Annotated in this window: 17 protein-coding genes; 11 read left to right on the top strand and 6 right to left on the bottom strand. The window is 43.5% G+C overall.

Going from position 1 to position 26,935, the window contains the following annotated elements; genetic code table 11:
- Positions 1–103 precede the first annotated feature (103 nt).
- From ACH0AB_RS03590 to ggt, 5 genes are all read left to right on the top strand, one after another.
- Positions 104–1,813 (top strand): nitrite/sulfite reductase, encoded by a 1,710-nt coding sequence (locus tag ACH0AB_RS03590; RefSeq protein WP_406877205.1) that lies wholly within the window; start codon positions 104–106, stop codon positions 1,811–1,813.
- Between the two features lie 3 nt (positions 1,814–1,816).
- Positions 1,817–2,392, top strand: a complete 576-nt coding sequence (locus ACH0AB_RS03585) for a DUF934 domain-containing protein (RefSeq protein WP_406877204.1) — start codon at positions 1,817–1,819, stop codon at positions 2,390–2,392.
- Positions 2,393–2,615: 223 nt separating this feature from the next.
- Complete coding sequence (locus ACH0AB_RS03580) at positions 2,616–3,251, top strand: phosphoadenosine phosphosulfate reductase domain-containing protein (RefSeq protein WP_007115334.1); 636 nt, start codon at positions 2,616–2,618, stop codon at positions 3,249–3,251.
- Between the two features lie 88 nt (positions 3,252–3,339).
- Entirely contained in the window at positions 3,340–4,740 is a 1,401-nt protein-coding gene (gene cysG, locus ACH0AB_RS03575) for a siroheme synthase CysG (RefSeq protein ID WP_406877203.1), read from the top strand.
- Between the two features lie 223 nt (positions 4,741–4,963).
- A complete protein-coding gene (gene ggt / locus ACH0AB_RS03570) occupies positions 4,964–6,733 on the top strand; it encodes a gamma-glutamyltransferase (protein ID WP_406877202.1) in 1,770 nt (589 codons plus the stop codon).
- 79 nt (positions 6,734–6,812) lie between these two features.
- Here the strand turns inward: ggt and ACH0AB_RS03565 are convergent, their stop codons facing one another.
- Together ACH0AB_RS03565 and folE are read right to left on the bottom strand one after the other, a co-directional pair.
- Complete coding sequence (locus ACH0AB_RS03565; protein ID WP_406877201.1) at positions 6,813–7,871, bottom strand: NAD(P)H-dependent flavin oxidoreductase; 1,059 nt, start codon at positions 7,869–7,871, stop codon at positions 6,813–6,815.
- A gap of 230 nt (positions 7,872–8,101) precedes the next feature.
- Entirely contained in the window at positions 8,102–8,680 is a 579-nt protein-coding gene (folE, locus tag ACH0AB_RS03560; protein ID WP_007115330.1) for a GTP cyclohydrolase I FolE, read from the bottom strand.
- Between the two features lie 190 nt (positions 8,681–8,870).
- Here folE and ACH0AB_RS03555 point away from each other — a divergent pair, with 190 nt between their 5' ends.
- Together ACH0AB_RS03555 and ACH0AB_RS03550 are read left to right on the top strand one after the other, a co-directional pair.
- Complete coding sequence (locus ACH0AB_RS03555; protein WP_219332845.1) at positions 8,871–9,674, top strand: enoyl-ACP reductase FabI; 804 nt, start codon at positions 8,871–8,873, stop codon at positions 9,672–9,674.
- Between the two features lie 188 nt (positions 9,675–9,862).
- Positions 9,863–10,534, top strand: coding sequence for a YoaK family protein (locus ACH0AB_RS03550; RefSeq protein WP_096488953.1), 672 nt, complete (start codon positions 9,863–9,865; stop codon positions 10,532–10,534).
- Positions 10,535–10,558: 24 nt separating this feature from the next.
- Here the strand turns inward: ACH0AB_RS03550 and ACH0AB_RS03545 are convergent, their stop codons facing one another.
- The gene (locus ACH0AB_RS03545) at positions 10,559–10,765 is read right to left on the bottom strand and encodes a hypothetical protein (protein WP_188874220.1); all 207 of its coding nucleotides are present in this window, start codon (positions 10,763–10,765) and stop codon (positions 10,559–10,561) included.
- 360 nt (positions 10,766–11,125) lie between these two features.
- Between ACH0AB_RS03545 and ACH0AB_RS03540 the strand changes: the two genes are divergently transcribed.
- The 3 genes from ACH0AB_RS03540 to recD are packed head-to-tail and all read left to right on the top strand — an operon-like array spanning position 11,126 to position 22,198.
- On the top strand, positions 11,126–15,703 hold the full coding sequence (locus tag ACH0AB_RS03540; RefSeq protein WP_406877200.1) for an exodeoxyribonuclease V subunit gamma: 4,578 nt from the start codon (positions 11,126–11,128) through the stop codon (positions 15,701–15,703).
- Between the two features lie 25 nt (positions 15,704–15,728).
- Positions 15,729–20,204 (top strand): UvrD-helicase domain-containing protein, encoded by a 4,476-nt coding sequence (locus ACH0AB_RS03535; RefSeq protein WP_406877199.1) that lies wholly within the window; start codon positions 15,729–15,731, stop codon positions 20,202–20,204.
- Between the two features lie 29 nt (positions 20,205–20,233).
- Complete coding sequence (gene recD, locus ACH0AB_RS03530; protein ID WP_406877198.1) at positions 20,234–22,198, top strand: exodeoxyribonuclease V subunit alpha; 1,965 nt, start codon at positions 20,234–20,236, stop codon at positions 22,196–22,198.
- A 100-nt stretch (positions 22,199–22,298) separates the two neighbouring features.
- On the opposite strand, the gene ACH0AB_RS03525 is transcribed toward recD, so the two are convergent.
- The 3 genes from ACH0AB_RS03525 to ACH0AB_RS03515 form a co-directional block, all read right to left on the bottom strand.
- Entirely contained in the window at positions 22,299–22,856 is a 558-nt protein-coding gene (locus ACH0AB_RS03525) for a hypoxanthine-guanine phosphoribosyltransferase (protein WP_135889207.1), read from the bottom strand.
- An 80-nt stretch (positions 22,857–22,936) separates the two neighbouring features.
- On the bottom strand, positions 22,937–23,608 hold the full coding sequence (locus tag ACH0AB_RS03520) for a hypothetical protein (RefSeq protein ID WP_406877197.1): 672 nt from the start codon (positions 23,606–23,608) through the stop codon (positions 22,937–22,939).
- Between the two features lie 12 nt (positions 23,609–23,620).
- Positions 23,621–24,808 carry a JmjC domain-containing protein gene (locus ACH0AB_RS03515; RefSeq protein ID WP_406877196.1) on the bottom strand — a complete coding sequence of 396 codons (1,188 nt, stop codon included), beginning with the start codon at positions 24,806–24,808 and terminating at the stop codon, positions 23,621–23,623.
- A 273-nt stretch (positions 24,809–25,081) separates the two neighbouring features.
- Here ACH0AB_RS03515 and ACH0AB_RS03510 point away from each other — a divergent pair, with 273 nt between their 5' ends.
- A complete protein-coding gene (locus tag ACH0AB_RS03510; protein ID WP_406877195.1) occupies positions 25,082–26,746 on the top strand; it encodes a fatty acid--CoA ligase in 1,665 nt (554 codons plus the stop codon).
- Positions 26,747–26,935: the final 189 nt, after the last annotated feature.

Genomic DNA, 26,935 nt, shown 5'->3' with positions numbered 1-26,935 from the left:
TGATAGGCAGGTTAAAATTTCACCCAGTTGAAATGGCTGCAAAAGCTAAAAGTTTTAAATTTAATTTGTAATTAGAATTTGTATTAGTGACATAGGAATCCGCATGTATAAATACAACGCAATTGACCAACAATTGGTAGACGATCGGGTCGAGCAGTTTCGCGACCAAACCCGACGTTTTTTGGCTGGCGAGCTCAGTGAAGAAGCGTACTTGCCATTACGCCTGATGAACGGTCTATATATTCAGCGTCATGCGCCGATGCTTCGCGTGGCGATTCCTTATGGTCTGCTTGCGACGTATCAACTGCGTAAACTTGCCGACATCAGCGAAAAATACGACCGTGGCTATGGTCATATCACCACCCGTACCAATATGCAATTTAACTGGCCAAAATTAGAAGAAGTACCCGATATTTTGGCAGAATTGGCATCGGTACAAATGCATGCGATTCAAACCTCGGGCAACTGTATCCGCAATACCACCACCGATCAGTTTGCCGGTGTGACGGCTGATGAAATCGCCGATCCGCGCCCATATTGTGAAATCATTCGCCAATGGTCAACGTTTCACCCAGAATTTACCTATTTACCGCGTAAATTTAAAATTGCGGTTATCGGTACTCGCTCAGACCGTGCGGCGACCCAGCTGCATGACATTGGCCTGCATGTCGTCAAAAATGACGCAGGTGACATCGGCTTTGAAGTGATTGTGGGCGGTGGTCTAGGGCGCACGCCTGTGATTGGCAAAGTGATTCGTCCGTTTTTACCTGAACGCCATTTACTCTCTTATTTAGATGCCATCTTACGTGTCTACAACCAATACGGTCGCCGTGACAATAAATACAAAGCCCGTATCAAGATTTTGGTAGAAAGTATGGGCGCCGAAGCGTTTTCACGAATCGTGGAAGAAGATTGGCAAAAACACAATAAAGATGGTGCATTAACACTGACAGCTGAACAAATTGAACACGCCAAAACCTTCTTTCCACAGCCAGCGTATCAAACATTTAGCCAACAACAATTACAAGCTAGCCAAGACAAATTGGCTGCCCAGTTTGAAGATAGCGAGTTTGTGCGTTGGTTTAATCAAAATACCCGCGAGCATAAAGTCAAAGGCTATCACGTGGTGATTATCTCACTCAAACACTTTATGCAAGACACCGGCGATATCACCGCCACCCAAATGCGCGTGGTGGCTGATTTGGCGGATAAATACAGCTTTGGTGAAGTGCGCGGCACCCATCATCAAAACTTGGTGCTCACGGATGTCAAACTTGAAGAAGTATATGACGTCTATCAGGTGCTCAAACAATACGACCTTGCCCGCCCAAATATTGGCTTATTGACGGATATTATCTCATGTCCAGGCTTTGACTATTGCTCATTGGCCAATGCCAGTACCTTAAATATCGTCAACCAAGTCAACCAATATTTCCAAGACGCAGACTTTGTCCATGATATTGGTGAAATTCGGCTAAACATGTCAGGCTGTATGAATGCCTGTGCGCATCACCATGTCGCCGATATCGGTATTTTGGGCGTTGATAAAAAAGGCGAACATTGGTACCAAATCTCGCTGGGTGGTAGATCGGGTCAAAACGCCAAATTAGGCGATATTTTGGGCAAATCCGTGCCTGTCGATGCGGTTGCGGCGACAGTGGATGATATCCTGCAAGTCTATCTTCAATACCGTCAAGCGGCGGATACCGACTTTGGTAGTGAAACATTTGCCGAAGTGGTCGATCGTATCGGTATTGAGCCATTTAAAGAGTATGTATATCGTGACAAATCAGAACAGCCGGTGGAGGGATAAGCCATGGCACTCATTAACCAAAGCCAAGTGATTGATAATGTCAAGTCAGTGAGCGTGAGTATTCATGAGCAAAAAATCGAGCATATCGACCCATCCCAGTATGCCTCAGATATCACTGAAATTTTGGTGGACTATCGCCCTGTCGAATTTAGCGAGAAAAATCCGCCAAAACCACAGTTAGAAGCGGATGATTTGGTAGCACTGTCTCATCGGTTGGGCGATAAAAAACTGGGTATTATTTTATCGGGCGCGAGTGATTATCAGTTTTTGCAACAGGACTTTGCCAAAGTGATGCCGCTATTGTCGGTGATTGTGATTGATTTTCATGGTTTTCGTGATGGACGCGGTTATAGTTTGGCGCAAAAGATTCAGCAACACCCTAGTTATAACTCCGCTATTGTGTTGCGCGCTAGCGGTGATATCTTGCCAGATACGTTGCAGCTGCTCACCGAAGTAGGGTTTAGTGAGTTTGATATTGATGACAGCGATTTTAACCCCAGTTGGTTTGATTATTTTGTCGATATCAAACACCGTTATACAGGTCGCAGTGTGACGCAATTACCGATTTTTGCTAATTAATTGTTGAATCATGCTAAGATTGAGCGAATCTAAGGGTTCGCTTTTTTAATTTTCGCAAGTGGCTGTTTTCTTGTTTCTAACCCTGTTTTTGTTGATGCACTGCCAGTCAATTTGTTAATTCTAAATTTTCATAATAATATCATTAAAAATCATTTTTTAAACATCGCATAATTGATTAGCATAGCGTATCCCAATTTTTCACCATAAAACATCAGGAAATCCAATGAGCAATAAATTAAATATCGATCTAGACAAAGCCAACGCAGAATTGAATGGCAAAACCCCAGAGGAAATCATTGCTTGGGCACTGGCACAAGGTAGTAATCCTATCATCACTACCAACTTTCGCCCTTACGAAGTGGTACTGTTAGAGATGGTTGCCAAACAACGTCCTGATATCAAAGTATTGTTCGTGGATTCTGGCTACAACACTGAAGCCACTTACCGCCATGCGCAAGATTTGATTAAACGTCTAAACTTAAACGTGATTACCTACTTGCCACAACAAACCGCAGCTTGGCGTGATGTCGAGTTCAATGGTGTACCTAGCGTCAACAACCCAGCGCACGAAAAATTCACCCAACAAGTGAAACTTGAGCCATTTGGACGTGCGTTAAAAGAAATTGCCCCTGATGTGTGGATTAATGCGATTCGTAAAGACCAAACGGAATTTCGTCAATCGCTTGACGTGTTGTCAGAAAGCAAAGACGGCGTGTTAAAAGTAGCGCCATTGTTCCATTGGTCAGAAGATGACTTAGAAGCTTACTTAAAAGAGCATGATTTGCCAAATGAACATGATTACTTTGACCCTACCAAGGTAGAAGAGAACCGTGAATGTGGTCTACACACACAATTATAATTTTTGATGGGCAGTATGTATGATAATGTTAAGCTGAACTTCGGTTCGGCTTAATTGTTCTTGTCACTATCTAATGTTGAGAATGTCTATGAATACCTTACCGCTATTTTTTAAACTCGAAAATCGCCCCGTACTCGTGGTTGGCGGTGGGGAAGTGGCACTGCGTAAAGCGGATTTGCTCGATAAAGCTGGCGCGACAATCACCTTTGTCGCACCGAGCTATGAGCCAAGGCTCTCCGAGCAATTTAGTGATTCTCGTCATCAATTGATTAACGATGTTTATCAGCAAAAATATTTGGATAAACAAACCATCGTCATTGCTTGTACCGATGATGAAACGGTGAATGCACAGATTTTTCATGATTGTGAAGCCCGTTTTATCCCAGTCAATGTTGTCGATAATCCACCGCTATGTACCTTTATCTTTCCTGCCATCGTTGACCGCAATCCGATTACCATTGCGGTATCCAGTGCAGGCAAAGCCCCTGTGCTGGCAAGACTGCTGCGAGCCAAAATCGAAACAGTGGTGCCACCGCAATATGGTGAATTGGCAGGGTTGGCAGGTAGATTTCGCGATAAAGTAAAAGCTGCATTGCCCAATGTGACGGCTAGACGTAAGTTTTGGGAGCAAGCCTTTGAAGGACAAGTCGCAGAATCGGTATTTGAAGGCAATACAAATAGCCTAAGCAAAGCTGAAAGCCAACTTGAAACTTTGCTACAGCAGCACGCCAACAACCAGCCTGCCGATAAAGCACAGCTTGGCAAAGTGTATATTGTGGGTGCAGGGGCAGGCGATCCTGATTTGCTAACTTTTAAAGCGCTACGATTGATGCAACAAGCGGATGTGGTATTTTATGATAATTTGGTTTCAGCGCAGATTCTCGATCTGTGCAGGCGTGATGCTACCAAAATCTACGTGGGCAAAAAAGCCAGTGATCATGCGGTAAGGCAAGAAAAAATCAATGAGCTACTGGTCGAACAGGCGCAGCAAGGAAAACGCGTGTTACGTCTCAAAGGTGGCGACCCGTATGTGTTTGGGCGGGGCGGCGAAGAAGCCGAGCAATTGGTTGCAGCTGGGGTTGATTTTGAAGTCGTGCCTGGCATTACCGCAGCCACTGCGGCGGCAAGCTGTGCCGGTATTCCATTGACTCACCGTGCGTATGCGCACTCTGTCAAGTTCGTTACCGCCTCTCTTAAGACCGATACCATCAATGAAGACTTTGCCAGCTGGCTTGATGATAACCAAACCGTGGTTTTTTATATGGGGTTAAAACAGCTTGATAAACTTACGAGTGGCTTGATTGACGCAGGAAAAAATCCTAGTACGCCGATTGCGATTGTGTCAAATGCCAGCTTGCCGCATCAGCAAGTTTTGACAGGCACGCTTGAGACCATCGTGGCAAAACAACGTGAGGCGAACTTGCCCGCCCCAGCGATTTTAATTATGGGCAATGTGGTTAAGCTACATCACAGACTTAATAAACGATAGCAATCTTTAATTGATGGGGTATGGCAGTTAAAAAAGCTTGCAGATTGTGGTAAATACTTATAACTTAGATATCCGTTAGAAAAATTAACAAATTGGTCAGATAACAAAAATATTTTTGTCACAATTTAATATGACGTTTTTGTGAAAGGATTCTGTATATTGTAGCAATACATATTATTTGTATCTGCTACAACATCAACTAGTAATTTAGAAGGATAGGGACATGCGACTAAAACCTAAACTGATTTTAACCAATCTGTCATTGGCTTTAATGTTGGTGATATCACCCATTGCCCAAAGCAAACTATTACCACAACCAGCCACCAATGTTAGCCAGTTAGCGGCAAATCGCTACGATAGCAGTAATGATATCTTTCATCCTGTCTATGGTAAAAATGGTATGGTGGCTTCCGAGCAAGGGCTAGCAACGCAAGTTGGTTTGGATATATTAAAACAAGGCGGGAATGCTATCGATGCGGCGGTCGCGGTTGGATTTGCCTTAGCAGTCGTCTTGCCAAATGCAGGCAACATTGGTGGTGGTGGTTTCATGGTGTTGCATGATGATAAAACTGGCAAAGATGTTGCGATTGATTTTCGCGAAATTGCGCCAGCCAAAGCTAGCCGTGATATGTACCTTGATAATCAAGGTAATGTTATTGATGGAAAATCATTGTTCACGCATGACGCTTCAGGTGTGCCTGGTACGGTAGCTGGGATGGAATACGCGCTAAAAAAATGGGGTACAATGCCATTATCTAAAGTACTTGAGCCTGCGATTAAGCTTGCAGACAAAGGCTTTATTGTCAGTGATGTATTGGCACAGACGTTAAAAGAAGAAAAATCAACACTGGGTAAATGGTCATCTAGCAAAGCGATTTTTTTCAAAAACGGTGAACCGCTTAAATCTGGTGATTTGTTGGTACAAAAAGACTTGGCGAAATCATTGCGTTTGATTGCCAAACAAGGGGCAAAAGCATTTTATCAAGGTGAAATCGCTACAAAAATTGCCAAAGAAATGCAATTACATGGTGGCACAATGACACTTGAAGATTTAAAAGCCTATAAAGTTGTTGAGCGGCAGCCAATTATTGGTGATTATCGAGGCTATAAAGTTGTTACCATGCCACCCCCAAGTTCGGGTGGTGTACACTTGATTGAGATATTAAATATGCTTGAGCATTACCCTATCAAAGAAGATGGGGTAAATAGTGCCAAAAATATTCACCACATGGCAGAGAGTATGAAATTAGCCTATGCTGACCGCTCAGAATATTTGGGCGACCCGGATTTTGTCAAAATCCCTGTCACAGGTTTAACATCGAAAGCATATGCTAATGAACGAGTCAAAACGATTGATGATAATAAAGCAAGACTTTCATCAACCATTAAACCTGGTAAACCACAACCTTATGAAAGTGACCAGACTACGCATTTTTCCGTCATGGATAAAGCGGGCAATGCCGTTGCTGTCACCTATACATTAAATCTTAACTTTGGTAGTGGCATTGTTGCAGAAGGCACAGGGATTTTACTCAATAATGAAATGGATGATTTCTCAGTGAAACCAGGTGTGCCAAATGCGTTTGGTCTAGTGGGCGGTACTGCCAATGCGATTGAAGCAAAAAAACGTCCACTGTCTTCAATGACACCAACGATTGTCATGAAAAATAATAAACCTTGGCTTGTGACAGGTAGTCCAGGTGGGGCTCGTATCATCACGACTGTATTGCAAAGTGTGGTTAATACGATTGACCATGAAATGAATCCCGCAGAAGCGATAATTACACCACGCGTTCATCACCAATGGTTACCCGATGAGCTTAGAGTTGAAGAAGGCATTAGTCCTGATACGATAAAATTGTTGCAAGACAAAGGTCATAAAGTTGTTACTAAGGCACCAATGGGACGTATTCAGATTATTCAAGCTGATGATTCTGGGTTTTATGGCTATTCTGACCCAAGAAATCCTGATGGCAAAACATTAGGTTTCTAAATTGTTCATTCAACAAAACGTGAGTGCTGCGACTCACGTTTTTTTTACTAACAAAATATATCAAGATTATTTTTTGCAATTAGTAGCCCAGTAAATCTTGAATAATTTTATCTGCTGTACCACTTTTCGCCAATCTTGCATTTTGCCCTGCCCACAGTGAGCTAAACTCATCACTTCCCAGGCTTTCGGCTTTGGCTTTAATGGGGTTGCTGACGAACGATGCATGGGGAAATGGCGGTGCAGACTTGCTAATATACCCCGTTTCTTGCATAAAGCGATTGACAATCCCGCGTGCTAAGCCGCCACTAAATAGATTGGTTAAAGCGGTGTGTTCGGCTCGCTCACTTTGCAGCGCCTTGCGGTGAAAGTCTTTGGTATCACACTCCTCTGCCAGCAAAAATGCCGTACCCACCTGTACTGCGCTAGCGCCCATAGCAAATGCTGCTTGTGCGGTAGCGTTGTCGCTGATACCACCTGCCGCAACCACCGGTAAACTGACAGAGCGGATGATATTGGGCAATAGGCTAAAAGTGCCCGCTTGCAGCGTCACATCTTGGCTTAAAAACATACCCCGATGCCCCCCTGCTTCTAACCCTTGCGCGATAATCATATCCGCCCCATTGGCTTGCAACCAGCGCGCTTCTGCAGGCGTGGTGGCGGACGATATCACAATCGCCCCGGATTTTTTGACGATATTTAACAAATTTTTGTCCGGTAGCCCAAAATGAAAACTCACTACAGGGACTTTTAAATCCGCCAATAGTGCTGCTTGTTCATGGGTAAATGGCTGACGTCCACCGGTCGTGGCTATCTCGTCTTGCGTCAAACCAAATTCTTGATAATAAGGTTGTAGGGCATTCAACCATTTTTCTTGCATCGCTTGGGTATAGTCAGGTTGTTGATGCGCAAAAAAATTGACATTAAAGGGGGCATCAGTCGCTTGACGGATACTCACAATTTCACTTTCAATTTTTTGTAGGCTGAGCAGGGCGCCGGGGAGTGAGCCGAGTCCGCCTGCTTGGCACACGGCGATAGCAAGTTTACTGTCTTGAACACCTGCCATCGGCGCTTGGATGATGGGCAATTGAACTTTAACGTAATCAAGATAGCTGTTAATTGCCTTGGTATGATGGATCATTTTATGTTCCTTGTTATTATCTTAATGTGTTTGTCTTAATGCTATTAACTTACAGGGCAAAAATCGAAAACCATTTTAGTGTATCGCCAATAGCTGACATTGAAAAGTACTATATGCCCGTTATAAATCGACTGAATATAAAAAAGCCCTAGTAACATCACTGGGGCTTTTTTGACTAGTTAATTTTGGTTGGCTGTTTAGGCGCTAAGTTTAGGTATTAAGTTTAGACACTAGGCGCTTGGGATCGCCATTAACAGCGCTTGTCTTGCCTCGGTATTGTGTTTGAATTCTCCCAGGAGTGACATACTGCGGGTATCAGATTTTTGTTTCATCACGCCGCGCATCATCATGCACATATGCGCGGCATCCATCACCACCGCCGCGCCTTTTGCCCCTGTCATATCCATCACCGCTTGCGCGATTTGGCGGGTTAAGTTTTCTTGAATTTGCAAACGTCGAGCGTACATATCCACGATACGTGCCATTTTTGACAGTCCAATCACTTTGCCATCGGGCAGATACGCCACATGCGCCACGCCATAAAAAGGCAACATGTGGTGCTCACACATCGAATAAAACTCGATATTTTTTACCATGACCAATTCATTATTGTCAGTTGGAAAAATCGCGTTATTGGTAATTTCGACCAAGTCTTGATGATAGCCTTGGGTCAAAAAACTAAAGGCTTTAGCGGCACGTTCTGGGGTATTAAGCAGTCCCTCACGTGTTAAGTCTTCCCCTGTCGATGCAATTAGGGTGCGGTAGGCATCACTGTTTTGTTGGATAATCTCGTCAAAATTTGCAGGCATAGTCATGATAACATTTAAGTTTAAAAAAATAGGCATAGCTTAACGCTTTACCACTATTTGTAAAGCGATTTTTGTCACAAACGGGATGAAAATCACTAAATTTGCTTTGTTTAGGTTTTTTTGCTAGAATTAACGCCTAATTTTGAGCTATTATAGTGCATATTCGTTCACTGAAAAATAAGGAAAAACCATGCTATTAACAGGGAAGCGTTTCGTTGTTACCGGTATCGCCAGTAAATTATCGATTGCTTGGGGTATCGCAGAAGCGTTACATCGTGAAGGCGCGAGTTTAATTTTGACCTATCCGAATGAAAAAATGAAAAAACGCGTGGATATGGCAGCCGAAACTTTTGGTGCAGAGAAGGTATTGGCCTGTGATGTAGCATCAGATAGCGAAATCGAAGCGTGTTTTGCCCAAGTTGCTGCACACTGGCCAGAGGGCATTGATGGGGTCGTACACGCCATTGGTTTTGCCCCTGCCGATCAGCTAGATGGTGATTTTACCCAAGTGACCACCCGTGAAGGCTTTGCCATTGCCCATGATATTAGTAGCTACAGCTTTGTAGCACTTGCTAAAGCCAGCCGTGAGTTACTGGCAAAACGCCAAGGCTCGCTGTTAACCTTGACGTATGAAGGCAGTATCCATGTGTTGCCAAACTACAATGTCATGGGTTTAGCCAAAGCGAGTCTGGAAGCGAGTATTCGCTACCTTGCGAGCTCAATGGGTAGCGATGGTATCCGTGTCAATGGGATTTCTGCAGGTCCGATTCGTACCTTGGCGGCAAGCGGTATCAAATCATTTCGTAAAATGCTCGACACCAACGCCAAAATGTCACCGCTACAGCGCAATGTCAATATTGAAGAAGTCGGTAATGCCGCGATGTTCTTGTTATCGCCTTGGGCGTCTGGTATTACCGGCGAGATTTTATTTGTCGATGCTGGGTTTAATACCGTGGCACTCTCTGAACAAGTGATGATGCAGGTAGAAGACTAATTTTTAGACTGCTATGTTGATAAAAGAGCGACCATGGTTGCTCTTTTTTTTGCTTGCTGTTTTTTTGCTTACTTTTTTTGCTTGATGTTTGGATAGGGATTGCAAAGCCGTCTGGTTAAGCTTACCATTTTTTGTCAGGCTTAACATGTTTGGCAAATCAGCTAAAGACTGATAAATGGCGGTATATAATGATTAATAAATTACCTAAGTGGATTTTATGGGGTGGCTGCGTGCTGGCGTTTAATGCAGGGTGTATCAATAGCACCGCATTAGTCGGCTTCACCCATTTGTCCGCTTCGCATGTAACGGGCAATGTGACGCTATTTGCCACAGCATTGGCGGAACAGCACTACCAGCAGATGGCGATGGTTTGTATCGTGCTGTTATCGTTTTTATCTGGGGCAGTTATCAGTGGCTTTGTGGTGGGTAGTACGGCATTAAAAGAAGGTAAACGCTATGGCAAGGCTCTGTTAATTGAAGCAAGTTTATTAATCATCAGTCTAATTTTATTTAGCTATCAGTCATTTTGGGGACAGGTGTTTGCCGCGATGGCTTGCGGACTGCAAAATTCGATGGTCGCGACCTATAGCGGTGCCGTGATTCGCACCACCCATTTGACAGGATTGACCTCAGATATGGGCTCAGCCTTGGGGAATTGGCTGGCAGGCAGACCGATTAATAAGAAGATGTTCGTGTTTCAAGCGATGATATGGTATAGCTTTTGCGGCGGCGGGGTATTAGGTGCTTTGGGTTATATCCACTACAAATACATGACGCTGATGTTACCCATTGTGATTGTGTTATCGTCAGCGTTGGCTTATCAAACATATTTATTAACCCGTAAAAAAACGGCTAAGTAGCGACCTTAACCGTTTGATTTTATCTTATTCTTCATCTTCATCTTCGAATTTTTTCGCCTCATGTAACATATCAAGTAGCGATTCATCAGAGCCCTTAGAGGTAGGAGTGCTCGCATTATCTTGGTTGATGTCGGTACGATTGATGCCTTCCATCGCTTCATTGGCAACATCAGATTGGGCGTTGTCTAATTGAGATTTGTCGATAGGGTTAGCGTTAGTATTGTCAGTCATGATCGTCTCCTTATTGTTTTCTCTTATACGGTTTTTTCTTTTATACGTTAGACCTAGTAAGCTTAATATTATAAGTAAAATAAATGGCTTACAACACTTAAAAATGAAACGTAACCAAAAACATACTCATGAGTGACGTAGGGATAAGTTTATCACTTTGTTCGCCGCGTATTGCATATTTTGTATTGTATGACAGCTAAGTGAGTTACAGAGTTTAATAGATTGTAGGCGACACTGGCTGTCGCGAATGTTGTAATTCGGGCGATTTTTTCATTGAGCGGTGATGGTGGTGCATTTTTTTGCTGTATAATTTTTTGAGCGACCCACTCACTATCTATAAAATTCTTGAGTATTTACTGCATGCTAACGATTGTACAAAGCAATAAAGTCGATAAGCTATTTGACCATCTGTTAAACGCCTACAAAAATCCCAGTTATCAAGGCTCAATTTTTGAGCCATTTCAGGTGATTGTGCCATCTAAAGTCATGGGGGAGTGGTTAAAAAAACAAGTCGCAGATAAGGCAGGCATCAGCACCTTAGTGACTACTGAATTTTGGGGTCGCTATTTTTTGGGACTGATGCAGCGGGTTTTAAGAACTTATGCGCGCATCTCGGAAGACGACGATATATTAGACGTGCCAGAAGTGGCAATGCTGTCCAAAAACGTCATGCAGTGGCAAATATTTGGCTATTTAACCCAGTACCGGCAAGCCATTGTGGAGCAGCCGCAACATCCGCTTTATCCATTTTTATCGCCGTTGGTTGAAGACGTTGAAGACAAAGAAGCGGATAGCCCAAATACGACTGGTTTTGCACCTGATACGCCCGCCATCTTTGACAGATTAAGCTGGGCGAATAACCAATCGCTACTGTCTAATGACGTGATTAGCCAATCTGCTGAATTGCAAACCCAAGATCAACGCATCTGGCAGCTAGCCAGTGATATGGCAAATATGCTCAATCGCTATATGACCTATCGTCCGCAGTGGCTCAGTAATTGGGGGCAGGACAAGCCTGTGGCGGTGAGTGACATGATTGCCAAAAAAGATGCGCTGCATAACCGCTTAAACGGGCGGGATGCGTCCAACGCCATTGACACACCAGACTGGCTCGTTGAGCACTACGAACAGTTAGAAGCCGCGCAGCGATTTTTATGGCGGCAGCTGTTTGATGATGACTACCGGTTTCGCGAGCTGCTGCATCAGCAGTTTTGGCAAGCATTAAACCATTCAGAGACCCGTATCCGCAACATCAGCCGTAGCAAGTTACCAAAACACATCTTTTTATTTACTTTGCAGCAGTTACCACCGACAGAGTTACTGGATTTGCAACGCTTAGGGGTGCTCACCGACGTCACGATTTTACACTTTAACCCGTCAGAGCAATTTTGGGCAGATATCGTCGATAAAAATTGGCTCATGCAAATGCAAATGGAAGACGATGCCAGCAAGCATGACGCTTGGTATCTAAAGGATTATGGTCATACTTTATTGTCACGGTTTGGCAAACAATCGCGTGAAGTGTTTGCCATGCTGGCAAGCTTATCGGGTAATGAATATGAACATGTACTGTGGCAAGATGATTTTGATAACACGCCGCCCAATACGTTACTTGAATTTATCCAACATGACATCTTAATGCTAGAAGAAGTCGCGACCACTGCCAAAATCAATGACATGCTTAAACTGGTGAAAGGCGATGAAACAAAAGCAGCAAAGGCAGCAAAAGCAGCGAGTGAAGATGGCCGCCAAAACCTCGCGCAGCAAACCCAGCTTTTACAGCAGCAGCTTGCCAATATTCAAAGTAATGGGCTGAAAGATATCGAATCCACGCTGGGTCTATACAAAGCCATCAAAGACAAACTTAAGCATGAATCCAATAAGCAACTTGAAAACGTAGAGAAATGGCGACCCAAACCACTTGATACCAGTATTGCCATTCATGTCTGTCATAGCATGGTGCGCCAGCTTGAAGTGCTACGCAGTATGATTATCGGGTGGCTAAATTATAGCGACATGCAAGCCACACCCGCGCAGATTCCCACCGATCCTTGGGATAGACGGGCATTGTCAGATATTTTGGTATTATTGCCCGATATCGAAACCCACCAAAACATCATCGAAGCCACATTCCCCAAACATGTGGGCGGTGATGGCTATCAGTTGCCCGCCAAAGTGACAGGCGTGGTGGCAAAAGATATCAACCTGCTTTGGCAAGCGATTACAGGGTACTACACGCTGCTCAATCGTGCGGGCGCTCGGTTTCAGCGTAGTGAAGTATTTGATTGGTTGATGCTAGCGCCACTATATGAAAGCTTTGGGCTTAATTTGGAGCAGATGACCCGTGCTTGTGATTTGCTGACTCAGGCAGGATTTATTCGCGGGTTTGACGAGCTGCATTTGCAGCAAACCTTAAGTGCCGCCGATGATGACTATCGATACACCTTTGCTTATGCGCTTGAGCGCTTGGTCGCTGGCGTGATGATGCCCAAAGCCACGCTGGTCAGTTTTGGCGAGTATACCAATAGCTTTGGCGTGGTAGAGAAGTTTGTACCACTGACAAGCTTGACCATGGCGGATGCCGACATCGTCGCTGTGCTGTGTGATATTTATCAAACGTTGGATGACAATCGTCACCTAGGTAATGACGTCAAAACCCTGCCTGACTGGCTAAGCCAAATAGAAAAACTCATTCAACAAAAATTTAGCCTATTTAATCAAACCAATGCGTGGCGCGCGATTTTTGCCGCACAAAATGACCTAAAAGAAAATATCGAAGCCAATAGCAAATACCTCGCTACGGTGAAAATCAAAACCGCAAAAAACCCCAACCCAGCTACCGAGCCAGTGCAGCAAATTGACACCGAGAATTTGCCACTTAAACTCACTTTTGTACTCGAAAACATCGCCCAATCGATTATCAATCAGCAAGTAAGTGCCGAGCCCTCTGGCGTAATTACCTTTGCCCGTATCGGTTCAGTGCGCAGCCTGCCGTATAAGTTGGTGGTGATGCTCAATTTGAATTTATCTGAGTTTCCAAAGCAAGAGCAGCAAAACCGTTATAACTTGATGCAGGCAGGGTTGCCGATTCGCGGTGACAGATTTCGAGAAGATGACGATTTAGGTGCGTTTTTGGATGCGCTGCTGTGCGCCAAGCAAGCGTGCTGGATATTTTATAATGGTAAAAGTACCACAGATACCCACGAGCATTTACCTGCCAGTCCCGTACAGGAATTACTCGACTTTTTGCAAAACCGAATGGCAAGTGATGACGCTATTCTTGACCCCAATAACGACCAAAATAGCCTAAGCAACAATTCTCAAAATCCCCCAAATCCCCAGTCAACCAACTTTGAACAATGGGTAAAAGCGTATTTGGTCACCCATCATGCCGCCTTGCCATTTGATAAAAGTTATTTTGAATTGCCGCAAGCTGAGCAAAAAAACGAGCAAAAAAGCGAGCATAAAGGTAAAAGCATTCAAAGTCCCGAGCAAATTAATGACGATAGGGTATCCGCTGATTTACAACAAACCACAGCCAGCTTAGACCAGCAAATCAAGCTGTCAAAAACTGCCCTGTACCCACCGGCCAAAATTTGGCACAATCTTTATACAGCGCTGCAAGATAAAAACGCTATGTCCACTCAGCCAATCGTGCAAGTCTGGGATACAAAGCAACTAACTGACTGGCTATCGCAGTGGCAACAACTAAAACAGCAGCTGTCTGATATGCCTGAACAGTCGCAGCAGCATTATGTCAACTTGAGTAAAATCTTTGGCAACCTAGCCGATCCTGCCAAAGCCTTTGTGAAAGCACAAAACATTGCTATCGCTGCCCAAGGTGACAATGATAGTGGTGATAACGAGTTTGAATCGTTAACCTTGGATGCGTTAGATGGTTGGTTATTGCGTAAATCTTTGTTAGATGCTTTTTTTGCCCAAGCCTTGTCCGATAAGGACGATAATAAACATCAAAACGAGATGAAACTGGCAGTAAACGCGCAAAAGCCAATCATTCAAGAATCAATCAACATCGCTATCAATGAGTTATTGCCAGCCGGGGTGAACCGTTACCAATCGTTGCAGCAAAATCAGCAACAACTCAAAAAAGATTTGCAGGACTTTGTTCATCACTTAAAAACCATCAGCCAACAGCTCGATGCTACTGAAGCAAAGTTATTAGGGGATTTTTATTCACAAAAATTTGAGGCATTAGATGTACAAAATACGGACGAGGTCATCCACTGGGTGGCAACGGCGTTAACCCCCTGTGAAGAGCAGCGAATCGCCATTAACGCCTTGGCGCTGGATAAACAAGCGGGACTGATGGACAGTAAAGAAAGCTGGGTCATCACTGCCAACTTGCCATTATATAAACCGTATCAATCAATTGAAGATCAGGTTGCAGCAGCTGCCAATCCCAGCTATTGGTTAAATTATTTGCCAACGTCTGGCAAAGAAAAATACCTATTGCAATTTTGGCTGCATCATTTATGTTGGCAAGTGCTTCGCCGCACCACGGCTCAACAAGCACAGCTGAATGATGGATTTTCGCTATGGCAGTTTAGCAATAAAAAAACCGTGTATCTACCTGCCATCCCTTGTGAGCAAGCCTGTGGTTATTTGCAGGACATTGTGATGGTGTATCAACTCATCGATAGCGTCGTAACCATTGTACCGCCCGCTTTTTGCCTGTCATTTTTACAAAAACAACAAAAACAGCCAGAGGCGCCAGCCAGCCAGCATCTAGGTGATTGGCTAAAAGACAGTAACTTTAATTTTGTGGATGTGAACCAGTTTAACTACCCGATTTGGCAGCATTTAATCGGCGATTATAAACCATCGGTGGTTATTGGGTTTGCACAGACGTTGGGCGCGCTGATTTATGAGCCTATGTTATCTATGCTCAAAGAATTGCACCAACTCATTGAAGCATGACACGCATTTTTATCAAAGAAATCTTATGAAACACGATCTTCATACCCTAAGCATAAAAGTAAGTAGTGAAACAAATATCGAGGCAGACATCGAAACAAACACTCAAACAAACATCGACGAAGCACGCATTAAAGAAGACGCTGAATCTTTACTACCTCCTGCAGTCACTTTGCCATTGACGGGGCGTCATTTGATTGAAGCCTCAGCAGGCACAGGCAAAACATGGACGCTGACGGGCGTGATGTTGCGACTAATCGTGCAAGCGGGGCAGCCGTGTGAAAAAATTATCGCCACGACCTTTACGCGAAGTGCCGCTGCCGAAATGCGCCAGCGGATTCGTGAGCGCTTGCAAGATTTTTATCAATTGCTGCAAATGATTAATCATTCTACATTTACACCGTTAAATGACAGTGAGTTGGATAGCAACAAAGCTATCGCCGTGCAAAAATATGCGCACTTTATTGCGCAGGTACAAGCGCTTGCGGCACAAAAAAATTTACTGGGTAAGTACCAAGACCCTATCAATAAACACTTAATTGAGTGGATCGCCAAACAAGTCTTTGGTTTGCCGGTAGATGTAACCCCAGCAGAAAGCCTGAAAGCAAGCCCGAAAGCAAGTATAAGTACCCCAAAGCCAACCGCCGATGATAGTGAAAACAGCACCCATAAACCTGCCAAAAATACCGTCAATTTTCGTATCGCACTGCAGCGCACCACATTGGCGCTCAACCAGCTTGATCGCTTATTTGTCAGCACCCTTGATAGTTTGTGTCAAAAGTGGCTAAGAGAATACAGTAGCGAAACGGGGTTTTCTGCAGAGGTGCAAATCAGTAATGATGTCAGCGGCATCATCAAGGGTATGATTCACGACCAAATTAGGGCATTTATGGCGCAGGTCAATGCCAATATGCCTGAATTGTATCCGATGATGTTTGACAATAACGTGTTTTTACCGGTTGATGATTACTATGAGGCGGTCAATCGCGCGCTGAATTTTTATACCGCTGACATCGATACGGTAACATTGACAACGTTTGATACTACTGCTATCAAGGCGCTGATGCAGTCGATTGCAGATGATAATGATAGTGGGTTTGAGGTATATTTCGATAGCGACTTTCGTAAAGCCCAAGGGTTTAGTGCTAGCAATAAACTTCATAAACACTTTAACGAAATTAAAAATCTGCAAAATTTACTCAGCACAGGTGACATTACCAATGTTTTTGCTATGTACAAAGTTGGCAATATAGTCAAGGTGCTAGAAGGCATTGAAGATTTATACGCCAACGATAAAGGCTTTAATAGCAAAAAAGAACAGCAAAGCGCTACATTCAAATCCTTTGATATCGTGGACAACATTTGGCAGCTTATCCAACAAACGCAAGCCTTGCAAGACTACTTTAAACAAGTAAATTTTTACTTTATCCAGTTTATCAGCCGTTATGTGCGTACCCACCTACCAAAACGCCTTGAATCACAGCGGCTAACTACCTTTGCCTTACAATTGGCGCGGTTAAACGATGCGTTATCCGGCAAAAAAGGTCAGTCGTTAGCGCGTTATATTCGCCATCAGTATCCCATCGCCTTAATTGATGAATCGCAAGATATCAACACCGAACAAGCGTTACTGATTCAAAGGGTTTATTTACAAGATTTTGAGCCAGAGACAGCAGATAAAGCAGAAAAATCAAATGCTAAAAAATATCACACACCCTCGCAGTTTTTGCTGTTGGTAGGGGATCCGAAACAGGCAATTTATGGATTTCGCGGCGGGGATGTACAAAACTACACCACGCTAAAAAAATTATTTCCGGAACAGCCCAAGTCACTCAACCAAAACCATCGCTCGTCAGCTGCGCTGATTGATAGCCTCAATCACTGGTATGGCGTTGGCGAGCAAGATATTGACCCAAATCAAGCCGACCAGCTGCCCAATATCAGCCAACAGCCGTATTTTATGGGGCGTGAAATTTATTATCGTAAAATCTCTGCCACGCGCGAAACCGCTGAGCTGGTTATCGGTAATGGGGTAGGCAATGAAGCTGCTAGATTACCTGCGTTCAATCATATTGCTATCGAATATAAAGCGCCTTATAGTCAGCAAGTGGTGGCAGTAGCCGAGAATGACGCCATATCAAATGATACTGATTCCTCGAATGACATCATCTCATCAAGTGATGAAAAAACGGTGGATTATGCAGATGCGATTGCCGCGCAAATTTTTGATTTATTTGATGATGGCAAACTATTAAGCTACCAAAATCGTGGCTTGACGCTAAGTGATATTTGTGTGTTGGCAGTCAAAAACAATGAACTTCATACCATCGAAAAACGCTTACATCATCATGGGATTGCGACGGTCAGAGGTGGTAGTCAAAGTGTCTTTGGCGATAGTATGAGTGTTGATTTGATGACCTTGCAAAGCGTGCTATTGACACCATTTAGCGAATCAAAATTAAAATCCTTGATGTTGTCTAGTTTTTTTCAGCTGACCCTTGAACAAATCAACCAGTTGTATGATGCGCTTAATCAAACTAACGCCCAAGCGGCGCAAGGACAAGCTCATCAAGCGTCAACAAACACCAGTCTGGCTGAGATTCAGCAACTGGTATTGACCGCTAGCGAATTGTGGCAAAAACACAGTTTTTTGGTTGCGATACAGTGGCTACTCAATCAACCGCTTACTTTACCCAACCAAATCACCCTCAATTTTTGGCAGCGCCTCGCCAAACATCCAAATGGCGAGCGATTGCTCATCGATTTGCGCCAGTTGTTAGATATTATTAGCGACCAGTTCAATGGACAGGTAGGCGAGCATCAACTGTTTGAGTGGTTCTGCGCCCAAGTGCAGCAGCAGCCAAAAGAAGATTGGTCAACGCAGCAGCGCTTGCCATCCGATGAAGGGGTGCAACTGATGACGGTTCACGCGTCTAAAGGCTTGGAATTTCCGATAGTGTTTGTGGTTGGATTTACCGGGGAGAGTAAAGCCAAGTTTCATGGTGCGCCGTTATATCTGTATGCCATACAAAGCACCCATCAAGCAACGCCGCAATTGACCCAAAATCATGATAATCCGTTGTTAAGCCGCCGATTGACCGCGTTGCCCAGCCAAATAACCGATAACAACCCAATCAATTATGTCGCCATTGAAGACCAATCTGCCTACGAGGAACGACTGCGATTATTGTACGTTGCCCTTACCCGCGCAAAAGAACAAGTGTATCTTGTTACTGTCGCCAAAAAATCTGCAGTGAAAAATTCTGCTTTGGCGCCTTTCATGGACGATTTAGCAAAATTTGCTGTCAAAGAAACGTTGACTGAAACGACCCATATCATAGATTCAAATAGCCTAAGTAAATACTATGACTCAAAGCTAAAGTTCACCTCCAAAACGAATAAGCAAAATGAACAAAATGCTACGGTCGCTAAGATTGATTACGATGAAATCATCAAAGTCATCACCATCGACGCCTTTAAAGGATGGGCGAATACCAGTTTTACTGCATTGTCTCGTTATATTGACCATACCAGCGTTGACACAGTGGTTAATGCGGAAGACAGGCAAGATGATGATATTTTAGCAGCGGCGCAAACCAATTTGTTGCCTGTCCCCAATAGTAGGCTAGCGGGGGAGTCGAGTAACGAGGTTAATTCCATTAGATTTAACTTTGAAAAAGGCACAAACCCGGGGACTTTTTTACATAGTATCTTAGAAGATATTGCCAATAACTACAATGAAACCCCTGAGTTGGCTGTACCACAGCAAGATTCCAGAGCAGATAAGTTAAAACGCTGGTCAGTCATGGTGGATCGCACGTTAAGACGCTACCAAATGCCGAGCAATTACTTTTCTACAAAAGAGAGTAGTGCAGGGCAGTATGGCAACTGGCATGATATCAACATTGATGATTTGCAGCCTGATTATGTCGCGTTGGTGGATTGGCTGGATGATATCATTCATACACCGTTATCCGCTTCGGCAGTGCCGCTGGTCAATATCAAATATAACCAAAAAGTTGCTGAATTAGGGTTTAATTTACGCTTAAATCAGCATTTGTCATTTAGCGACTTAAACAGGTTGTTCCATCAATTTGATATCCCCCTGCAATTGCAGAGCCAAGAAGTCAACACCATGGTTTGGCAGTATCTCAAAGGGGAAATTGACTTGGTGTATCAGCACGGCATACAGTTTTTTATCGTCGATTATAAAAGCAATTATCTCGGCAGTGATTTCGACAATTATAACCCAGCGGCATTATATGACGCGATGACCACGCATAGTTATTGGTTACAAGCCAGCATTTACCAAGTGGCGCTACATCGCTATTTAAAGTTACGACTACCCAATTATGATATCAATACCCATTTGGGTGCGGTCGAGTATGCTTTTTTACGCGGTATGTCACCCAAACACGCTATCTGTGGGAAACTAGTAAAGCAGTTTGATAGTGACTTTATCTTGGCACTCGATGATATGTTCGGGTATCCCAACGGCAATTAAAATTAACCATTAAGCATAAAGAAGTTATTATGAAAACAAACACGACTGAGCCAACCGCTACAATTGAAGAAACTGCTAAATTAACCCAATTAGCCAGTTTTATTCAATACCGCAAGCAGCAAAAATCACAGCTAATCAATACAGAGATCAATAAAAATAGCCTAAGCAAAGAAAATCAAATTAACGACCAAAAAACAAAAGAAGAACCGAAAATCCTACAAATTTTTGACCAAATCAATGAACAACTGTCAGAAGGTCATACTATGTATGAAATGACGGTCAATGATGAATATGAAAAATCACTCATTGCAGAGTTAACGGACGATAACTGGGCAAGCGTAATAGGGGCGGATGATGAATTACGCAACCATGATACCAATGCGCCTATCATTCTTCAAAAGCTTACCCAAGCAGTTGATGGAGTTGGTGAAACGCAAGTTAGCTACATTGTTTGGCTGCATCGGCAATGGTATGAAGAACAATCATTAGCCAAACAGTTGATGAAAATTGCCCATAGAAAAGTGGCGGCATTCAATGGTATATCTTCATCACAAGAGGTCGATAACAGTTTGGCGCCCAAGCCCAATGCGATGCAGCAACTCGCTATCGAAAAATCAAGCCAACACGCACTGAGTATTATTATCGGTGGCCCTGGTACCGGCAAAACTTTTACCGTGGCGAAGCTGGTAACCAGTTTGCAAAAGGCGCACGAGCACAAAAGAAAACAAGACCCTAATTTACCGCCTTTATCTATCACCTTGACTGCACCCACAGGGAAGGCGGCGCAGCGTATGCAAGAGTCATTACGTATAAGCTTGCAAAAAAGCTTGCAAGATGAAGAAATCACTTTGGACAATGCAAAAACATTACATCGGCTTTTGGGTATTGGTAGTGATGGGATACCACGCTATCACGCCAAAAATCCATTACCTGATGATTTGATTATCGTAGATGAAGCGTCCATGCTAGGGCTTGAGCTCGCCAGTCAGTTGGTTGATGCTATCAAACCCACGGGTCGGCTGATTTTGTTGGGTGATGCAAACCAGCTGGCGGCAGTAGACGCAGGGTCGGTTCTATCAGATTTGTGCGCGGTGACGCGTTTGCAGCCTTATATTACGGAATTGACCGAGTCAAAACGCTTTGATTCAAATTCAGTTGTCGGTCAGTTTGCTCTCGCCATTCAGCAAAATTTGCCTGCACCTAAAAAAATAAAGTTAATCCAGCGATTATTACAACCCATTGATTTACAATCAATCAAGCTATCTCAAAGTGAAAATCCATCAGATTTGGCTGGTAAAAAACAGCAAATAGCCAATATTCCTTTTTACCCAATTGATGCGTCTTCGAGTTTGCCTGCTGTTTTCAGCCAATTAGCGAAACCTTATCATCCATTTTTTGCGCTTATGCAGCAATGGTACAGCCAGCCTGTCAATATTTTTGAAGCGGATAATCGAAAAGGGTTATTTGAAGTATTTGATAGGTATCGCATTCTGTGTGCAGGTCATCAAGGACAATTGGGCACCCAATCAATCAACCAAAAGATGAGCCTAGCTTTTACCGAATTTTCCAAAATCACTCGAACCAAAGCTTACTTTTATCACGGTTTACCGATTATCATCCAAAACAATGACTATCAGTTGGGGTTATTTAATGGCGATATTGCGATTTGTCTGTTGTATCAAGGGCAGCTATACGCGTGTTTTGCAGAAAAAGTGATACCTATTCAGCGGTTAAGCCGTGAAAGTTGCGACTATGCCTATGCGATGACCATTCATAAGTCACAAGGCTCAGAGTTTCATACGGTCGCCATTTGTATTGATAAAGCGCATACAAGGCTACTAAGCCAAGCGCTGATTTATACAGCGGTGACGCGCAGTAAATCCGCTTTATCCATATATAGCGCTAAAGAGAATTTTGAGTTAGCTGTGACGCAAAAAGCGGTGCGGCAAACTGGTTTGCAATTACAATTTGAGCATCTCAACAACATGCCATAAAGGATAGGTCATAAAACAGGCATTATAAAAAGATATCTTCTAAAAAATACGCCATAAAAAAAGGTATCCAACGATACCTTTTTATTTATGACAAGCAGTTTTACACATTTTTTAACGCATATATCCCTGGCATATGGCGTAGATAGCCGTGATAGTCCATACCGCAGCCATACACATAACGATCTGCCACATCTAGACCCACAAAATCGACTTTAAACTCTTGAACTTTTCGGTCATGGAGTTTATTGAGTAGCACACAGGTGCGGATAGATTTTGGATTTTCTTTTGCCAGCTCATCCACCACCGCTTTTAGGGTAATGCCTTCATCAAAAATATCATCAATCAATAAAATATCTTCGCCCGCCAAATCAATATCAGGTTTGAATTTCCACTCAAGTTCATTGGTGCCTTGGTTGTTGCGATAGCGGGTCGCATGGATATAGTACATACGATGATAAAAAGTAAACTGGGTAAGCAGTTGACCTGCTGGAATCAACCCGCCATTCATCACCACCATCACAATGGGATTTTGACCTGCATAGTGCAGGTTGACACTGGCTGCCAAACGCTCGTAAGCACTACTCACTTCAAAACTACTGATAAGACATTCAGAATTGCGTAGCGCTTCTTCGATTTGCTGATTGCTAAGTTGATTCATGGTGGACCTATTAATTTAAAAAAATAAGTGGGCTATTGTAACGCAGTTTTAGCTAATTGAATAATAACGGTTAGCAATACCTAATCGTTAAATATTAACGCTTGGTAATGTTTGGTAAAACGCTCAAGTGATTCTTGCGGCATTTGTGGGATTAAACGGCGTAGGGCGATATCAATTACTTTGACGATGACGCCATCGGTCACTGGAATTGCCGCACGTTTCAGCATATTTAAATTGAGCGTTTTGGTAAAGTCGACCAAAAAATGCTGCAAACAGGCTTTGGTTAGCTCGCCAAATAACCGAATCAAATTTTGCTGCTCTTCAAGCCCGTTACCTGCTTGAACGTTTTCTATGGTAGCCAGTAAATTCTTTGCTAGCTCGTCAGTGAGTGGCACTGAGATACGACGTTCACCCGATTGGGTGTTTTTTAATACTTTTTGGTCAAAAAAATCAAAGCTAGGTAACACATCTTCATTTTTTGTAGGGCTTAACAGTGTGTTAATGAGTTTATCGCTAGTCGCTTCAATGGTTTCTGCGGTTTTAATCAAATGCGCTTTTCGTTCTGAATCATCCGGTAGCGATTCGATTAATTTAATCAGTAGCGCATCCATCAGCTCTTTACTGGTCAACTGGGTGATTTTATCGCGATAAACGTCATAACGTTCGCTGCTTTTGCTAGCAATCAGCTCATACGCCTTATCAATGGTAGCGCTCAATTCTACGGAAGGGGTAAACCCAAAATAATAGCTCATAATATTTTTTCGTTATCCAATGATGTCTTCAGGGTAATCAAGCATTACCCAGCCATTTTCTATCCAATCACAAATTATATCAGTTTCGACATGGGATGCTTGCAAAATTTGCTCATCGATTGATTCGCCATTGGCGAGCCGAATGAGGAGTGATTGCGCATTAGCGGGTATATCATCCGCGTCAATGGCACAGCCATTGACATAAATTTTTATCTGAGTTTTTAAATCCGCTTGGGTTTGGGTAAAGATAATGCGGCTAGACATGTCTTGTCTGATGACTGCACCCGCTGCCAAGGCGCTTTGTATCTCATCAATATCGGCATACGCGTCAGGGAGCATCAGCTCATATTGACGTTTGCTTACCGTTTCGCTAATCGCTTGAGTGATTATTTCATCGCCAAGTTCAGAGTTTAGCAGCGCAATCAGCTGCGCTTTGATATCTTGAATGCTTGCTATCGACAGCTCGCCTGCAACTGCCGTCGGTTGGTTGATTTTGAGGGGAATGGCTAAATCATCAAAATGGGTAGCCACATCTGCCAAACTATCGAGCAGCTGTAATGGGGTAGGTCGCCTAAAGCCAAAAGAAAAAGTCAAACAATCCTCAACGGCGACCCCATAATGGGATAGATTGGTCGGTACATACAGCACATCGCCCGGCTCAAGCACCTCATCAAATATCAGCTCGCCCATCTCATTCATCAAACGAATCGGTTGACCTGCTTCAAATTGGGTGGTTTGGTCACAATACTTGCCCAATTGCCAATGGCGTTTGCCGTACCCTTGCGCCAAAAAGACATCGTAATTGTCATAATGCTTGCCAACGCTGCCACCTGAGGGCGCATACGACACCATGATGTCATCACGTTGCCACTGCGGAATAAAATCAAACGCATGCCATAGGTTGCCAAGCGCTGGCGACCATTGTTCCATATTTTGCACCAGCACCGTCCAATGTTTTGGCGGTTTTTGAAAGTCTTTGGCGGTAAGAGGGCTGGTTTTAAGTGACCATTGCTGGTTATTTTCGCTGATGAGTCGGGCAGTGGCGTCTTCATCTTGGGCAAGTCCGATGATATCGTCTGGCTCAAACATACCAACCAATTGCGGCAAGCCCTGCTTGATTAGCAGTGGTTTTTTTTGCCAGTATTCGCTCAAAAATTGTTCGGGGCTGATATCGCTAGGCAAACAAAAATGCTGGGTCATATTTTTTCATTCAGTGGGGAGATGTAACGCGCATTATAGCAAAGGCAGTATAACAAAATCCTATAATAAAAATTATTTCACCAAAGTGTAAAAAAAGCGTAAAAATATGAAACATATTGAACTGGAAAGTTTCATATTTTTTGTTGTATTGGTTATAACGCTCGTATATAGTCAATACTCACAAGGAAGTACTCACAGGAAAGTTAGACGAGCAATATTTGATTGACTCGTTGTTTATACAACAACAGTTATACCACAACAAAGGAATGTTCTATGACAGCTATTTTAAATCAGCACGAAAACTACCTACAAGCCGACCAAGCTTATGGTTTTCCCTTGCTTATCAAAAATTTATTGTCTCGCGCCAAAGTGGTCTCTGGCGACAAAAAAATCCATTACGCTGACAAAACCAGTTACACCTATCAAGAGTTTTTCAAACGTGTCAATCGCTTAGCCAATGTCTTAAAAGGCTTAAATCTACAAAAAGGCGATGTGGTTGCGGTCATGGATTGGGATACACACCGTTATTTGGAATGTTATTTTGCCATCCCGATGTGTGGCTATATCTTGCAAACCGTCAATGTGCGTTTGTCAGAAGACAAAGTGCTATATACCATCAATCATGCCAAACCAAAAGCGCTACTGTTAAATTCAGAATTTTCACCGATGATTAAAAGCCACACCCAAGATGCGCCATCGGTCGAGCATGTGATTTGGTTAGATGATAACAACACGCCAATGCCATCATACGCCCAAGGCGAATATGAAGCCATGCTAGCACAAGCCAGCGATGAGTACGAGTTTGAAGATTTTGATGAAAACACCATTGCCACAACCTTCTATACCAGCGGTACAACCGGCAATCCCAAAGGCGTATTTTTTAGCCATCGTCAAATCGTCCTGCATACGCTCGTCGTCGCAATTGGCTGTGCGCTGAATGTCGAAGGTCAAGGGGTGCGCTATTCAGATGTCTATATGCCAATGACGCCTATGTTCCATGTCCATGCTTGGGGGTTTCCATTTGTCGCAACCATGCTCGGGCTGGAGCAAATCTATCCAGGTCGCTATGTGCCTTCCACCATGGTTGACTTGGTAAAAAAACACAATGTCACCATCACCCATGGGGTGCCAACGATTTTGCAAATGCTACTGGGTGAAATCAACAAACGCCAAGAAAAATTCAACGGCTTAAAAATGGTCGTCGGTGGCTCTAAACTCAATCAAGGGCTTGCCAAAATGGCTGTAGCCAGCGGCATCGAAGTGTCTACGGGTTATGGCATGTCAGAGACTTGTCCTATTATCAGCATTGTCAAATTTGATGAAACATTCCAACACATGAGTGAAGAACAACAAATTGAGCATCGCTGCTTGTCTGGCTCACCAGTGCCATTGGTCGATTTGCAAATCTGGCATAATGGCAAACGTATGCCAAACGATGGCACATCCACAGGCGAAATCGTGGTGCGTTCACCTTGGTTGACGCAGAGTTATTACAAAAACCAAGACGCAGGCAACGAGCTGTGGGAAGGTGGTTATCTGCATACCCAAGATATCGGTTGGATGGACGCAAAAGGCAACGTCAAAATCACCGACCGTCTAAAAGATGTCATCAAATCGGGGGGCGAATGGATCTCTTCGCTTGAAGTAGAAACCATTATGTCATTACACCCAAGCGTTGCCGACATTGCTGTGATTGCGATTCCTGATGCGCGCTGGGGTGAGCGTCCGATGGCGCTGATTGTGCTGAAACCCGATTATCAAGACACCAAAGCTGAAGACATCATCGCGATTGCGCAGCAAGCGTATGAGCGCGGTCATTTGCCAAAATACGGCATTCCGCAGGACGTGAAATTTATCACGGAATTACCAAAAACCAGCGTGGGTAAAATTGACAAAAAAGTCATCCGCGATCAATATGCCCAAGGGTTATTTGCTTAGACTGTTTTTCTCAACGATGACAGGGTAAAAACAGCGTAAAAGTAAAAAAGGTAGAATTTTTTCTACCTTTTTTATTATCCAAGCAATCAAATAATCAAGCAATCCATCAAACTATAGTTAAAGAAATATAGAAGTGCTACAATAACAAAATGGCATACTCAACCGACTACCGACAAATGATACTGGACA

Source organism: Moraxella sp. 179-F 1C4 NHS, assembly GCF_045370505.1.
GTDB lineage: Bacteria > Pseudomonadota > Gammaproteobacteria > Pseudomonadales > Moraxellaceae > Faucicola > Faucicola tetraodonis.
Note: the sequence above shows the minus strand (reverse complement) of the source record. Positions and strands in the feature narration are given on the sequence as shown.